The organism is Streptomyces sp. NPDC054796 (assembly GCF_053611545.1).
Genome location: NZ_JBSHAO010000044.1, coordinates 62,923 through 76,097 on the forward strand (window position 1 = coordinate 62,923; position 13,175 = coordinate 76,097).

Annotated in this window: 14 protein-coding genes; 8 read left to right on the forward strand and 6 right to left on the reverse strand. The window is 71.3% G+C overall.

The window, feature by feature from the left end; all coding sequences use genetic code 11:
- The first annotated feature begins 41 nt into the window (after window positions 1-41).
- Together ACWGJ2_RS29555 and ACWGJ2_RS29560 are read left to right on the forward strand one after the other, a co-directional pair.
- Entirely contained in the window at window positions 42-680 is a 639-nt protein-coding gene (locus tag ACWGJ2_RS29555) for a LysE family translocator (RefSeq protein ID WP_453349325.1), read from the forward strand.
- Between the two features lie 49 nt (window positions 681-729).
- On the forward strand, window positions 730-1,428 hold the full coding sequence (locus tag ACWGJ2_RS29560) for a TauD/TfdA family dioxygenase (protein WP_453349326.1): 699 nt from the start codon (window positions 730-732) through the stop codon (window positions 1,426-1,428).
- 44 nt (window positions 1,429-1,472) lie between these two features.
- Here the strand turns inward: ACWGJ2_RS29560 and ACWGJ2_RS29565 are convergent, their stop codons facing one another.
- From ACWGJ2_RS29565 to ACWGJ2_RS29575, 3 genes are read right to left on the reverse strand one after another with little or no spacing between them, the layout of a single operon-like run.
- Window positions 1,473-1,700 carry a non-oxidative hydroxyarylic acid decarboxylases subunit D gene (locus ACWGJ2_RS29565; RefSeq protein WP_453349327.1) on the reverse strand — a complete coding sequence of 76 codons (228 nt, stop codon included), beginning with the start codon at window positions 1,698-1,700 and terminating at the stop codon, window positions 1,473-1,475.
- A 59-nt stretch (window positions 1,701-1,759) separates the two neighbouring features.
- The gene (locus tag ACWGJ2_RS29570) at window positions 1,760-3,187 is read right to left on the reverse strand and encodes a non-oxidative hydroxyarylic acid decarboxylases subunit C (protein WP_453349328.1); all 1,428 of its coding nucleotides are present in this window, start codon (window positions 3,185-3,187) and stop codon (window positions 1,760-1,762) included.
- Window positions 3,188-3,236: 49 nt separating this feature from the next.
- Window positions 3,237-3,815: a non-oxidative hydroxyarylic acid decarboxylases subunit B gene (locus tag ACWGJ2_RS29575; RefSeq protein WP_453349329.1), complete on the reverse strand. Its 579-nt coding sequence runs from the start codon at window positions 3,813-3,815 to the stop codon at window positions 3,237-3,239.
- Between the two features lie 57 nt (window positions 3,816-3,872).
- On the opposite strand from ACWGJ2_RS29575, the gene ACWGJ2_RS29580 reads away from it, so the two are divergent.
- Entirely contained in the window at window positions 3,873-4,313 is a 441-nt protein-coding gene (locus tag ACWGJ2_RS29580) for a MarR family winged helix-turn-helix transcriptional regulator (protein ID WP_453349330.1), read from the forward strand.
- Window positions 4,314-5,317: 1,004 nt separating this feature from the next.
- On the opposite strand, the gene ACWGJ2_RS29585 is transcribed toward ACWGJ2_RS29580, so the two are convergent.
- Window positions 5,318-6,649, reverse strand: a complete 1,332-nt coding sequence (locus tag ACWGJ2_RS29585) for an MFS transporter (RefSeq protein WP_453349331.1) — start codon at window positions 6,647-6,649, stop codon at window positions 5,318-5,320.
- A gap of 92 nt (window positions 6,650-6,741) precedes the next feature.
- On the opposite strand from ACWGJ2_RS29585, the gene ACWGJ2_RS29590 reads away from it, so the two are divergent.
- Window positions 6,742-7,683 carry a LysR family transcriptional regulator gene (locus ACWGJ2_RS29590; protein ID WP_453349332.1) on the forward strand — a complete coding sequence of 314 codons (942 nt, stop codon included), beginning with the start codon at window positions 6,742-6,744 and terminating at the stop codon, window positions 7,681-7,683.
- 19 nt (window positions 7,684-7,702) lie between these two features.
- Here ACWGJ2_RS29590 and ACWGJ2_RS29595 read toward each other — a convergent pair whose 3' ends face one another.
- On the reverse strand, window positions 7,703-8,311 hold the full coding sequence (locus ACWGJ2_RS29595; protein ID WP_453349333.1) for a helix-turn-helix domain-containing protein: 609 nt from the start codon (window positions 8,309-8,311) through the stop codon (window positions 7,703-7,705).
- Between the two features lie 101 nt (window positions 8,312-8,412).
- Here ACWGJ2_RS29595 and ACWGJ2_RS29600 point away from each other — a divergent pair, with 101 nt between their 5' ends.
- Window positions 8,413-9,327 carry a class I SAM-dependent methyltransferase gene (locus ACWGJ2_RS29600; protein ID WP_453349334.1) on the forward strand — a complete coding sequence of 305 codons (915 nt, stop codon included), beginning with the start codon at window positions 8,413-8,415 and terminating at the stop codon, window positions 9,325-9,327.
- Between the two features lie 337 nt (window positions 9,328-9,664).
- Entirely contained in the window at window positions 9,665-9,943 is a 279-nt protein-coding gene (locus tag ACWGJ2_RS29605) for a hypothetical protein (RefSeq protein WP_453349335.1), read from the forward strand.
- Window positions 9,944-10,318: 375 nt separating this feature from the next.
- Here ACWGJ2_RS29605 and ACWGJ2_RS29610 read toward each other — a convergent pair whose 3' ends face one another.
- Entirely contained in the window at window positions 10,319-11,140 is an 822-nt protein-coding gene (locus ACWGJ2_RS29610; RefSeq protein ID WP_453349336.1) for an alpha/beta hydrolase, read from the reverse strand.
- A 158-nt stretch (window positions 11,141-11,298) separates the two neighbouring features.
- Between ACWGJ2_RS29610 and ACWGJ2_RS29615 the strand changes: the two genes are divergently transcribed.
- Together ACWGJ2_RS29615 and ACWGJ2_RS29620 are read left to right on the forward strand one after the other, a co-directional pair.
- Window positions 11,299-12,468: an adenosine deaminase gene (locus ACWGJ2_RS29615; protein WP_453349337.1), complete on the forward strand. Its 1,170-nt coding sequence runs from the start codon at window positions 11,299-11,301 to the stop codon at window positions 12,466-12,468.
- Window positions 12,469-12,616: 148 nt separating this feature from the next.
- Window positions 12,617-13,054 carry an ATP-binding protein gene (locus ACWGJ2_RS29620; protein WP_453349338.1) on the forward strand — a complete coding sequence of 146 codons (438 nt, stop codon included), beginning with the start codon at window positions 12,617-12,619 and terminating at the stop codon, window positions 13,052-13,054.
- Window positions 13,055-13,175: the final 121 nt, after the last annotated feature.

The following is a 13,175-nucleotide window of genomic DNA, read 5'->3' on the forward strand; positions in this document are numbered from 1 at the left end:
CAGGGCTTCCCGCATTCGCCGGGGCTACCCTTCTCTTGGCCATGTCGCCGGGACCGGCGTCCGTGCTCGTCATGCGGCAGACCCTTTACGGCGGCCGTCGCATAGCTGTCCTGTCCATTCTCGGCATCGCCAGCGGGCTCATCGCCTGGGTGGTCTCGGCGGCCCTCGGACTCACGGCCGTCATCGCCTCCAGCGAGGCGAGCCATCAGGTGATCCGCGTCCTCGGCGCGGCCGTCCTGGTGATCCTCGGCGCGCGGACGCTGCTGGCCGCGCGGCGCGCGCGGCGCGCGGAGGAGGGCGCGGAGGGCGCGGAGGGTGCCGAGGTTGCCGAGGGGCCGGACGGCGCGGACGGGGCAGCGGGGGCGCCCCGTCCGGCAGCGCCCAAGGCCGCCTACCAGGCCGGTCTGCTGACCTGCCTCACCAACCCCAAGGTCGTCATCTTCGCGGCGGCGCTGCTGCCCCAGTTCGTCTCGGCCGGAAAGTGGTCGGGCTGGGTGGGAGTGGTCTACGCGCTGGTGTGGGCCGCGACGAGCAGCGTCTGGTACGTGTTCCTCATGGCCGTGCTCCGGCGCATGAGGTGGATCTACGAGCGCCCGGCCGTCCGCCGCCGACTGGAGCAGTTCTCCGGTCTCGTCCTCCTCGGCTTCGGCCTCCGCCTCGCCATGACGACGAGTCCGTAGAGAGACGAGTTCGCAGAGAGAGTTCGCAGAGAGTAGAGAGGGGACAGTGATGCTCAGCTCGCTCACCTATCCCGGGTACTCGGAGACGGCCTTCCGCCGGCTGCTGGACACGCACGGGTACGTCTACCTGAACGAGATTCCCGACGGCTTCGACCACACGGACTTCTGCCGCCGCTACGGCGAACTGATGCCGCAGTACGACGGGAAGCTGCACTACCTCATCCGGGCCGAGGAGGAGTTCCAGCACCTGAACCACTCGCTCACCACGAACCCCCTGCAACCGCACACCGACGGCTACGAGTTCACCGGAGCCCCGCCGCGCCACCTCGCGCTCTGGTGCCTGTTCCCGCCCTCCGACGGCGGGGGCCGCACGACGCTGTGCGACCTGTACCCGTTCCTGGACACCCTGGACGAGGAGGACCGGCGCACGCTGGCCGAGCGCCGGTACCGCTTCCTCTCGGGCATCGAGGACACGAGCGTCGAGCGCTCGGCCCTGCACCCGGTGCTGGACGAGGGGGACGAGGAGGACACAGCCCGTCCGACGGTGCGCTTCAGCCCGGACTTCGTCGAGGGCGACGCGTTCCTCACCGACATCACGGGGCGCCTCCTCGACTACTTCCAGCGGCACCACGTCGAGATCGCGTACGAGACGAACGCGCTGCTGTTCTGGGACAACCTGCGCATGGTGCACGGGCGCACCGGCTACGAGGACCGCAGACGGCAGTTGCGCCGCGTCTGGCTGCGCTGACGCGTTGACGACGTGTTGACGCGTCGGCGCTCCGACGCGACGGCTCAGGCGGTGCGCAGCGGCGGCACCGTGGGCACCTCGATGGCGTTCGCGATGTCCTCCGGGGTCATCTTGAACTCCTCCGGGTACGCGTCCCGCAGCACCCGGCGGGCCGGTTCCGTGGTGCGCCAGGTGTAGAGGCACTGGCGGCACTGGAACACCTCCCACACGCCGGGCACGGGCGAGTCGGCGAGCTTGTCGAGGGCTTCATGTCCGCAGCGGGCACACATCATGGCGGGGTTTCCTTCCCATCGGGTCGGGTCGAGTCAGTCGGGCGGGGGACGAGGGGGAGTCAGCGTGCGGCGGCCAGCATCGACTGGAGCCTGGCCGTCCACTCCTTCGTCTCCGGCAGGTCCTTGGCCGGGGTCGAGAAGTTGCCGCGCCGGTCCGGGTCGACGGGAGTGGTCGCGTCGATGATCAGCTTGTTGGTGATACCGGCGGGCTCGGACGCGGGGTCGAGTTCGAGGACCGAGAGGTTGGGGATGTTGACGAGGTCACCTGCCGGGTTGACCTTCGCGGACAGTGCCCACATGACCTGCGGCAGATTGAAGGGGTCCACGTCCTCGTCGACCATGATCACGGTCTTGACGTAGCCGAGCCCGTGCGGTGTGGTCATGGCCCGCATGCCGACCGCCTTCGCGAAGCCGCCGTACCGCTTCTTCGTCGAGATGATCACCAGCAGCCCGTGCGTGTACATGGCGTTGACCGCCTGCACCTCGGGGTACTCCGCGCGGAGCTGCTTGAGCAGCGGCACGCACGTGTTGGGCCCGATGAGGTAGTCGACCTCGGTCCACGGCATGCCGATGTAGAGGGACTCGAAGACCGGGTTCGTGCGGTACGAGACCTTGTCGATCCGCACCACCGTCATGTTCCGCCCGCCCGAGTAGTGCCCCGTGAACTCACCGAACGGCCCCTCGATCTCGCGCTTGCGGCCCTCGATGACGCCCTCCAGCACGACCTCGGAACCCCACGGCACGTCGAACCCGGTCAGCGGCGCCGTGGCGATGGGCTCGGGGGCACCGCGCAGGGCGCCCGCCATCTCGTACTCGCTCTGGTCGTACGCCATCGGCATGCCCGCGACGACGGAGATCACCGGCTCGTTCCCGAGCGTGATGGCGATGGGCAGGTCCTCGCCCTTCTCCTCGGCCTTGCGCAGATGCAGCGCCACATCGTGCATCGGCACCGGCTGCATGCCCAGCTTGTTGCGGCCCTTGACCTCCAGCCGGTACGTGCCGACGTTCTGCTTGCCGAAGTCGTCCGGGTCCTCGGGGTCGCGGGAGACGACGGCCGCCTTGTCCAAGTAGAAGCCGCCGTCGCCGTCGTTGAGGCGGAACAGGGGCAGGATCTTGAAGAGATCGACGTCCTCGCCGTCGAGCGTGTTCTCCGCCCACGGTGCGTCGGGACGGCGCTCGGGAGCGACGGGGAAGTCGTCCCAGCGCCGCGCGAACTCCTCCACCTGGTCCTTCACCGAGGTCCCCACGGGCAGGCCGAGCGCGAGCGCGTGGTTGCGCCAGGAACCGTGCACGTTCATGGCGATACGCGCATCGGTGAAGCCGGTGACGTTGTCGAACCAGAGCGCGGGTGCGCCCTCGCCGATCCGTCCCGCCGCGTTCGCGGCGGCGGCGAGATCCGGCTCGGGCGCGACCTCCTCGGTGACGCGCAGCAACTGCCCTTCCTCTTCGAGGGCGCGGAGGAAGGAACGGAGGTCGTCGTAGGCCATGGGGTGTCGCCTTTCTGCGAGTGATGTGGCGCGCGTCGTGCGGTGCGGTTCAGGCGGTGCGCGCGGCGCGCATCCCCTCCCAGCGGCGGGCCGCGGGCGCGGGCAGGCCGAACTGGTCGAGGACCCGGGTGGTGAGGTGGTCGACGATGTCGTCGACGGACTCGGGACGGTTGTAGAAGGCGGGCATCGGCGGCACGATCCGCACGCCCATCCGCGAGAGCGCGAGCATGTTCTCCAGGTGGATCTCGCTCAGCGGCGTCTCGCGCGGCACGAGCACGAGCGGGCGGCGCTCCTTGAGCACGACGTCCGCGGCCCGCCCGACGAGGCCGTCGGCGTAGCCCGCGCGTATCCCGGCGAGGGTCTTCATGCTGCACGGCGAGATCACCATGCCGTCGGTGCGGAAGGAACCCGACGAGATGGGCGCGCCCTGGTCCTCCGGGCTGTGCGTGGCGTCCGCGAGGCCGGAGACCTCGCGGACGGAGCGGCCGGTCTCCAGCTCGATCGTGGTGCGGGCCCAGCGGCTGAGCACGAGGTGGGTCTCGACGTCGGGGTCGCGCGCCAGGTGCTCCAGCAGTCGCACACCGAGGACGGCTCCGGTCGCTCCGGTGATGCCCACGATGAGCCGCATGCCGCACTCCTTCATAGTTTGTGTACGAACTATTTGTTTACACACTACCATTCCCGCATGGTGGACGCAGAACGGGCGCCGAGCGGCGCCGGCGAACTGAACCGCGATGTGCTCGCGCGCATGCGCAGGATCACGCAGCTTCATACCTCGCTCTGGCAGGAGCGGGTTCCTGAGCTGACCAAGCCGCAGTACGGGGTGGTGCGGGCGCTTGCCGACGCGCCCGCGGGGCTGTCGCAGGCGGCGGTGGGGGAGCGGGTGGCCATGGACAAGGCGACCCTCGCCCAGTTGATCCCCCGGCTGGAGGCGCGCGGACTCGTGGTGCGCGCGGTGGCGCCCGAGGACCGGCGCCGCCGTGTCCTGAAGCTCACCCCGGAGGGCGCGCGGACGGTCCGCGACCTGTCCCCCCGAGTCGAGTCCCTCGACGAGGAAACCCTCTCCCCCCTCCCCCTCTCCGACCGCCACACCCTCCAACGCCTCCTGACCGACCTCGCGGAATGAGGCCGGGTCCCCTTCACGGGCTGGTTGCGCGGGACGGTTCGCCGGTGTGGTGGGTGCGGTAGGGGCCCGCGCTGGGTTTTCGCGGGTTCGCCGTTGTTTGCCGGGTGCGGGTGGTGGCTTCGGCGCGGCGTGTGGTTGCGGTGCGTTGCGGCTGGCGCCGCGTGGTTCTTGGTTTGTGCCGGTGGCCGTGTGGGGTGTGTGGGTGGGGGGTGTCCGGTGCCGCGGTGGGGTGTCTCCTCGGCGTGAAGCTTTCGTTTTTGGCTTTCTGCCGTCGTTCGTCTCGACCTGCGGGGACACCCCACCGCGTCCCCGTCCCGCCGGTGACCCACCTCCGCTCCGGGTCCGCCGGGGCCGATTCCATGGCGTGCGGCGGCACGCCCCCGCGCGGGACCTACGGTCCCCACTCCACGGGGCGACCGTCCCGCGCAACACCCCCTGTCGGGGGTGCGCAGCCCCGGGGTGCCCCTTTGGGGTTTCGTTCGCGGGTGCGGGCCGGTGGTGGGGTGTGCCCACCCTCCCCCAGCTACCGCTGGGAGGTGCCCCCTCGCCATGCGGAACGCCTGCCCACAACGGTTGGAGCGGACCGCAGGTTGGCCACCGGGTGGGAGGTGGTGTGGCGGGGTGTCCCCGCAGGGCGAGCAAGTCACCGGGCGGAAAGCCGAGGAACATACCTTTACGCCCGAGGAGACACCCCGGCGCGGCGCCGACCCCCACCACACACGGGCCCCATATCCACGGTCCGAGCCATGAATCACGCGGCGCAAGCCGCGTCGCACCGGTCCATACGCCGCGCCGAAGCCACCGGCCCGCACCGGACCCGACCCGGAGGCGGCGGCACGGCAAATGTTGTGGGCAATCGTCCCGCTGGCGAGGGGGCACCTCCCAGCGTTAGCTGGGGGAGGGTGGGCACAACCCCACCCACCGGCCCGCACCACGCGAACGAACCCCAAAGGGGCACCCAGGCAAGGCGCACCCCTACGAGAGAGGAGTACCCCGTGAAGGCTTCACCCCGCACCCCGTGAAGGGGTGCGACCCGTGACGGGGGAACCCTGCGTTTCCTGCCGCCCCCCGCGAAGGGAGCCGTACAGGGTGATGCCGCCCGCCAGGGCCATCGCGGCGAGGGCCATCGCGACCGTCGCCCCCCAACCGCCGCCCGCGAAGGCCGCCGCGCCCAGCGCCCCGCCGACGGAACTCCCCATGTAGTACGCCATTTGGTACAGCGCCGACGCCTGCGCCTTGCCCTCCTTCGCGGTGTGGCTCACCGAGCCCGAGGCCACCGCGTGCCCGGCGAAGAAGCCCGCCGTGATCAGGACGAGGCCCAGGACGACCGCGATCATGTTGTCGGAGAGGCTCAGCAGCAGACCCGCGGACGCGGTGCCGATGCCCAGATAGAGCGTGCCGCGGCGCCCGAGGCGCGCGTTCAGCCTGCCCGCCGTCGCGGAGGCCACCGTACCGACCAGGTAGATCACGAAGGTCGAGCCGACCAGCCCCTGCGAGAGCCCGAAGGGCTCGGCGACGAGCCGGTAGCCGATCACGGTGTAGACCGCGCCGAAGACGGTCATGAACAGCAGCCCGATCGCGTACAGCCTCCGCAGCAGCGGATCGGACAGATGCATGGCCACCGTGCGCCCCAGCGCCCGCGCACTCGCCGGACGCGCCTTGAAGTGCCGTGCCTTGGGCACGAGCAGCCGGAAGGCGACCGCGCAGAGCAGGGACGTCACGGCCACCGCCGCGAGCCCCACGCGCCAGCCCCACGCCTCGGTGACCCAGCCGGTGAGGATGCGGCCGCTCATGCCGCCGACGCTGTTGCCCGCGACGAACAGCCCCGTCGCGCCGACGAGATACCGAGCCCGCACCTCGTCGGCCATGAACGCCATCGCGGACGCGGGGACGCCCGCGACCGCCGCGCCCTGGAGCGTGCGCAGCGCGATCAGCGTGCTCAGGTTCGGCGCGAACGGGATCACGAGCGCGAGGGCGACGGCCACCGCCATGGACGCGGTGAGCATGCTGCGCCGCCCGAAGCGCTCGGAGAGGGCGCTCAGCGGCAGTACGGCCACCGCGAGGCCGATGGTCGCGCCCGAGACGGTCCAGCTCGCCTGGTCGGGGGTGGCCCCCAGGTCGTGGGAGATCTCGGGGAGCAGGGCCTGCGTCGAGTAGAGCAGCGCGAACGTCGCGAGTCCCGCCGCGAAGAGCGCGAGCCGCATCCGGCCGTGCCCCGGGTCACCGGGGCTCAGCTTCGTCGCCTCGGGATCGGAGGGGCCGGAAGGGGAGGGGGCGGGAGAAGGGCCAACAACGGCGCCCACGGTGGTGGACGCCTTGGTATCAACAGGAGGCATGCCTCGAAGTTACGATCACGTGTTTGATGCGTCCAATGCACAGAGGGCCCATAATCGTTCCAGCAGTGCATCACCGCAGATGAGGAGGGGCCGTGTCACCGCGACGCAACGTAAATGACAGCTCCGTCACATCCGACTGGGCCGCCTCGCTCACCCCGCGGCTGGCCCAGTTCGCTGCCGTCGCACGCCACGAGCACGTGACCCGCGCGGCGCTCGAACTCGGCGTCCCCCAGTCGACGTTGAGCCGCGCCGTCACACGTCTGGAGGCGGATCTCGGCGTGGCCCTCTTCGCGCGCCACGGCCGCACCCTCTCCCTCACCCCGGCCGGCCGCACCTTCCTCGCCGCGGCCGAACGCGCGCTGGCCGCCGTCGAGCAGGCGGCCGAGTCCGTGCGCTCGGACGCCGATCCGGCCACCGGCAAGGTCGCCTTCGGCTTTCTGCACACGCTGGGCTGGGAGACCGTGCCGAGCCTGCTGCGCGCCTTCCGCGCCGATCACCCGCGCGTGCGGTTCTCGCTCGTGCAGAACTACGGCGAGGCCATGCTCGACCGCCTCCGCGCCGGTGGCCTGGACCTCTGTCTGACGTCGCCGGTCCCGGACGCGCCGGACCTGGTCGCCCGCCGCCTCGACGAGCAGCGGCTCAGCCTCGTCGTACCCGACGACCACCGGCTCGCCTCCCGCAAGCGCATCCGTCTCGCCGAGGCGGCCGACGAGTCCTTCGTGACGCTGGAGCGCGGCTACGGCATGCGCCGCATCCTCGACACCCTGTGCGCTGAGGCGGGCTTCACGCCGCGCATCGCCTTCGAGGGCGAGGAGGCGGAGACGGCCCGCGGGCTGGTGGCGGCCGGGCTGGGCGTCGCGCTGCTGCCGCCTCCCGTGATCACCAGGCCGGGCGTCCGCGAGCTGACGGTGACCGCGCCCCGCGCGGTGCGCGAGATCGGCCTCGCCTGGCTGGCGGGCCACCCGGACACCCCGCCCGTCGCCGCGTTCAAGAAGTTCCTGCTCGCGCGCAGGGGCCAGCTCCTCTCGGGCTGACGGCCCCTGGCCCGCGCCGCTACGCGCCTCCGGCGTCCCGCGTACGCGGCTTGGCGCGTACGTGCATGCGCTCGCCCTGGCTGCCGAAGAGGCTCAGCACCTCCACCGGCTGGTCGTCCGCGCTGCCGAACCAGTGCGGCAGCCGGGTGTCGAACTCGGCGGCCTCGCCGGGGCCCAGCACCAGATCGTGGTCGGCAAGCACGAGCCTGAGCTTGCCCGCGAGCACGTAGAGCCACTCGTAGCCCTCGTGCGTGCGCGGCTCGGGATCGTTGCGCCTGGCGGGGATCACCATCTTGTACGCCTGGAGCCCGCCGGGCTGGCGCGTCAGCGGCAGCACCGTCATGTCGTGCACCCGCCGTGGCGCGATCCGCACCCGAGGGTCCCCGACCTCGGGGGCGCCGATCAGCTCGTCCAGGGGCACCTGATGGGCCCGCGCGATGGGCAGCAGGAGTTCGAGGCTCGGCCGCCGCTGCCCCGACTCCAGCCGCGAGAGGGTGCTCTTGGAGATTCCGGTCACCTCCGAGAGCGCGGTCAGTGTCACCTCGCGCTGCGTACGGATGCGCCGGAGGCGGGGGCCGACCTCGCTGAGTACGTCGGCCAGGGATGCGTCGTGACTGTCTTCGTCCATGCCTCCATCACACCTCGCTTTCCCGGTTTCAGCAACAAAAGTTGTCACTTCGGGGACTTGCGGTGCACGCTCTGCGGCAGACACCCCACCCAGGAGGTCCCGTGACAGCGCAGCAGCACACCCACCAGCACGACCACTCCCACTCGCACGATCACACCCACTCGCACGAGGACATCGACTGGGAGGCCATGGCCGACCACCTCGAACGCGAGGCCGAGATCGGTCTCCCCTTCCTCGACGAGGCCGCCGCCTGGCTGCGCGGCCCGCTGCGCGACTCCGTCGCCGTCACCCGTGTCCTCGACGTGGGCAGCGGCCCCGGCGTGGCCACGTCCCAGCTCGCGCTGGCCTTCCCCGAGGCGGAGGCCGTCGCCGTCGACGGCGCGCCGAAGCTGCTGGAGCGGGCCCGCGCCCGCGCCGACGCGCTCGGCGTCGGCGACCGCGTGACCACCCGCAAGGCCGAGCTGCCCGACGACCTCGGCTCGCTCGGCGAGGCCGACCTGGTCTGGACGGGCCACGTCGTCCACCACCTCGGCGACCAGCAGGAGGCACTGCGCGAAATGGGCCGCCTGCTGCGCCCCGGCGGGGTGCTCGCCGTCGTCGAGAGCGGCCTGAACGCGCGCTTCCTGCCCCGCGACATCGGGATGGGGCGTCCGGGCCTGCTGGCGCGGGTCGAGGCGACCCGCGAGGACTGGTTCGTCCGCATGCGGACCGCGCTGCCCGGTCACAAGGCGACCGTCGAGCACTGGCCTGGTCTGCTCGCCGCTGCCGGTCTGACCCCGTCGGGCACCCGCTCCTTCCTGACGGACATCCCGGCGCCCGTCGACGCGCCCGTACGGGCCCACCTCCACGCCCAGCTCACCCGCATGCGCGACGTCCTCACGGACGAGCTGGCGGCCGACGACCTGACCGTCCTGGACCGCCTCCTGGACGACGACTCCCCGCATGGCATCCTGAACCGCCCCGACGCCTTCTACCTGACGGCGACGACGGTCCACACGGCGCGCCGCCCCGCGTGACCCGGCCCGCTCCGGGCTCCCTCACCGTCGGAGTCTCGGCTGCCAACGCCAGCTTGTGATAGTCGCGTAACGAAGGATCTTGAGCGCTTGAGGCGTCATCCGAACGTGTGGTGGGGTTCAGGAGTCCGAAAAGATCTTGGATTGCGATGCGGCGCTTCGCCGCTCCCGGACACGACTCCGGCCGGACACGACTCCGGCCGGACACGACTCCGGCCGGACACGACTCCGGCCGGTCGCGAAGCTGGCCGGTCCATCCGCGCTCCGTGCCAGCCGGGCACGCGTGCCGTCCAGGCGTGCGCGCACCGCCGCACCTCATCACATGTGAAGAGAGGAAGACATGCGCAAGTTCCAGCGCGCAGCAGTCGCCGCCGTCGGCCTTCTGGCCTTCTCCGGCATCGCTGCCCAGTCCGCCCAGGCCGCAGATCCTCCCCGCACGTACGCGAGCTTCTCGGCCTGCCAATCGGCAGGCAAGGCGGAGGACATCGTCAAGTCCCATTGCGTCCAGAACGACAACGGTAGCTGGACGCTCGTGGTCGACGAGTGGAAGGAGTGCCCGCTGCCGGCCAAGACCAGCACCGCTTCCACGAAGAACGGCTTCTCCACGATGGGATGCTGAGAACCTCTCGGCACCACCGGCCCGGGACCTCTTCGGCCCCGAGGCAGCGGACGTTCCGCGACGTGAATGTTCCGCGACGTGAACGTCGAACGGCGGCTCCTCCACCACCCCGCACCGCACGAAGGCGGCCCCTCCGGCCCCGGTGAAGCTTGGCTTCCAGCGGCCGTCGCGACACCGCCTGGTCCCGGTGGGGAGCAGATCACGTAGACGCTCGGCTGGTGTCTTCCAGCCGAGCGTCTTACGTGGGCGGCCGGGCCGCCCAGCTGGGTGATCGGGCGGGCCATGTCCTGGCTGCCCGGCTGTCGCCGCCTCAACCACCGCTACGAACGCCCCCCGCGACTACCCGGCCTTCCTCGGCCCCGCACAGGACACGGCCTAAGCGCGGAGCGACTTCCCGAACCCCGAGGCCAGGGGCATGCGCAGGCCCAGCGGCGGGGGCGCCGCCATCGCGTCGGTGAGGGGGCGCGCGAAGTCGCGCCCGCACAGCGTGCCCAGGACGAAGTCCTGGGCCAGCGCGACCACTTCCGCGTGGTGCTGCCGCAGCCCGTGCCCGTCGCTGTGGACCTCGAACCTGCACACGTCCGCGTTGATCTTCTTCGCCCGCTCGGCGAGCCGGTACGACAGCTCCGGATCGGTCCGTACGTCATCCGTACCGTGCACCATCAGCACGCTGCGCCCCGCCAGCTGCTTCACGGGTTCGGGCTCCGGCCCGGACCCGGACCCGGACCCGGACCCGGTCCCGGGTCCGGCCCCCGCGCCCTCCGGCTCGTCGCCGGGTCCCGGCAGCCACGTCCCCAGCGCGAGCACCGAGGTGACCGCTGGATGCCCGGCGGCGCGCAGTGCCGCACGGGCGCCGACGTCCACCCCGACGAGGCAGACGGGCACGTCCCCGTACCGCCGCACCGTCTCGTCGAGCGCCCACTCCGCGTCCCGCGCGGGATGCGCCGCGTCGCCGTTCCAGCCGCGGTAGCGGTAGTGGACGACGTGCGCGACGAGCGACTCCTCGCGCGCGGCCCGCACCAGCCGCCGCGCCAGCGGAAACGCCTGCGCCGCCGCGACGGGCGAGCGCCGCCGCACGCTCCGTGCCACCCCGCCCCCCGGCAGCAGGAGCACCACGGCGTTCGCGGCGGCCCCCGCCGCCGCTCCCATCGCCCTTCCCAGCCGGGCCTCCCGGTCCGGCAACGCTTGCTGAGCCATGGCAAGAACGATGGCAGAAGCGCGGGTGTACGCACCGTTCCAGGGGATCACCATTACGTATCGAATCCCCGCCCGAACTCCCCGCACCCGCCAACCGATCCGTGTCCGGTCCGCGCCGAACGCATGCCATCTACGCGCGTAGGAGCTACAGTACGAAAATGACGAGCCAGATCCCCAACACCGTCCCCACCGAGGAGCAGATCCGACGCGCTCCCAAGGTTCTTCTGCACGATCACCTCGACGGCGGCCTCCGCCCCGCCACCATCGTGGACCTCGCACGCGAGACGGGCTATGACGCGCTGCCCGAGTCCGAGGCCGACCGCCTGGAGGCATGGTTCCGCGAGTCCGCCGACTCCGGTTCGCTGGAGCGGTATCTGGAGACCTTCAGCCACACCGTCGCCGTGATGCAGACCCGCGACGCGCTGTTCCGCGTCGCCGCCGAGTGCGCTGAGGACCTCGCGGCCGACGGCGTCGTCTACGCGGAGGTCCGCTATGCGCCCGAGCAGCACCTCGAAGGCGGCCTCGGCCTCGAAGAGGTCGTCGAGGCCGTGAACGAGGGCTTCCGCGAGGGCGAGCGCCGGGCCCGCGCCGCGGGCCACCGCATCCGCGTCGGCGCCCTGCTCACCGCCATGCGCCACGCGGCCCGCGCCCTGGAGATCGCCGAACTGGCGAACCGCTACCGCGACGTGGGCGTCGTCGGCTTCGACATCGCGGGCGCGGAGGCGGGCTACCCTCCCACCCGCCACCTCGACGCCTTCGAGTACCTCAAGCGCGAGAACAACCACTTCACGATCCACGCGGGCGAGGCGTTCGGCCTGCCCTCCATCTGGCAGGCGCTCCAGTGGTGCGGCGCCGACCGCCTCGGCCACGGCGTGCGCATCATCGACGACATCCAGGTCGCCGACGACGGCACGGTGAAGCTCGGGCGGCTCGCCTCGTACGTGCGGGACAAGCGGGTCCCGCTGGAGCTGTGCCCCTCGTCCAACCTCCAGACGGGCGCGGCCACCTCGTACGCCGAGCACCCCATCGGCCTGCTGCGGCGGCTGCACTTCCGGGCGACGGTGAACACCGACAACCGGCTGATGAGCGGCACGAGCATGAGCGGCGAGTTCGCCCGCCTGGTCGAGACGTTCCGCTACACGCTGGACGACATGCAGTGGTTCACCGTCAACGCGATGAAGTCCGCGTTCATCCCTTTCGATGAACGTCTCGCCATGATCAACGAGGTCATCAAGCCGGGATACGCCGAGCTGAAGTCCGAGTGGCTCTTCCAGGACGCCCTCACGGGCACCGCTGTGACCAGCGCTTCCACCGGCGAACCGGGCTGAGTCCGGGGTGCCGGGACACGCCCGGGAGCGGTGCTCCGGGGGAGTCCCGGCACCGACTCTCGGGCGTTTCGACGTGTTTGCCGCCGGTTCCCTCTGTGGCTACGTTCGCCGGGCTGCTCAAGCCACCTTCACAAGGACGTAGTTACAGATGAAGCAGGGAACCAAGAAGACTCTCGGTGTCGCCGCTCTCGGTGCCGCCTTCGTCGCCACCGGCTCGGGCGTCGCCTCCGCCGACACCGCCGAGACGGTGGGTGCCGCGGCCGGTGCGGCCAATCAGGTCGCGCAGGCGCTGCCGCTGGAGGAGGCGACCGAGAGCGTCCCGGGGAACAACGGGACGGTCAGGACCACCAAGGACACCCTGGGCAGCGCGAGCGAGAACATGCCGGGCGCGGTCGGCGAGATCGTCGACGCCACGGCGAAGAAGGACGAGGGCAAGCTGCTCGACCCCGTCGTGGAGAAGCTGCTCGGCGGCCTCCCGGTCCTGGGCGATCTGGCCAAGCAGGGTCTGGGCGGTCTGCCGACGGACAAGCTCACCGGTGGCAAGTCGCCCGTCGGCCTCCCGGTGAACACGACGCTCGGAAGCTGAGACCGGACGGCCCCCGGCCGTTCCTTGGTCTTCCCTTCTTTCGCGGCTTCTTTCGCGGCCCGGAACTCGCCCCCCGCCCTTCCGGGCCGTCGCGCAGCGGCGGGCCGGCGCTCATGGACGT

What these genes read in the sequence shown, in the direction of transcription:
- ACWGJ2_RS29555 (WP_453349325.1), top strand. Translation starts at nt 42, where the DNA reads ATGTCGCCGGGACCGGCGTCCGTGCTCGTCATGCGGCAGACCCTTTAC.
- ACWGJ2_RS29560 (WP_453349326.1), top strand. Translation starts at nt 730, where the DNA reads ATGCTCAGCTCGCTCACCTATCCCGGGTACTCGGAGACGGCCTTCCGC.
- ACWGJ2_RS29565 (WP_453349327.1), bottom strand. Translation starts at nt 1,700, where the DNA reads ATGATGTGTGCCCGCTGCGGACATGAAGCCCTCGACAAGCTCGCCGAC.
- ACWGJ2_RS29570 (WP_453349328.1), bottom strand. Translation starts at nt 3,187, where the DNA reads ATGGCCTACGACGACCTCCGTTCCTTCCTCCGCGCCCTCGAAGAGGAA.
- ACWGJ2_RS29575 (WP_453349329.1), bottom strand. Translation starts at nt 3,815, where the DNA reads ATGCGGCTCATCGTGGGCATCACCGGAGCGACCGGAGCCGTCCTCGGT.
- ACWGJ2_RS29580 (WP_453349330.1), top strand. Translation starts at nt 3,873, where the DNA reads ATGGTGGACGCAGAACGGGCGCCGAGCGGCGCCGGCGAACTGAACCGC.
- ACWGJ2_RS29585 (WP_453349331.1), bottom strand. Translation starts at nt 6,649, where the DNA reads ATGCCTCCTGTTGATACCAAGGCGTCCACCACCGTGGGCGCCGTTGTT.
- ACWGJ2_RS29595 (WP_453349333.1), bottom strand. Translation starts at nt 8,311, where the DNA reads ATGGACGAAGACAGTCACGACGCATCCCTGGCCGACGTACTCAGCGAG.
- ACWGJ2_RS29605 (WP_453349335.1), top strand. Translation starts at nt 9,665, where the DNA reads ATGCGCAAGTTCCAGCGCGCAGCAGTCGCCGCCGTCGGCCTTCTGGCC.
- ACWGJ2_RS29610 (WP_453349336.1), bottom strand. Translation starts at nt 11,140, where the DNA reads ATGGCTCAGCAAGCGTTGCCGGACCGGGAGGCCCGGCTGGGAAGGGCG.
- ACWGJ2_RS29615 (WP_453349337.1), top strand. Translation starts at nt 11,299, where the DNA reads ATGACGAGCCAGATCCCCAACACCGTCCCCACCGAGGAGCAGATCCGA.
- ACWGJ2_RS29620 (WP_453349338.1), top strand. Translation starts at nt 12,617, where the DNA reads ATGAAGCAGGGAACCAAGAAGACTCTCGGTGTCGCCGCTCTCGGTGCC.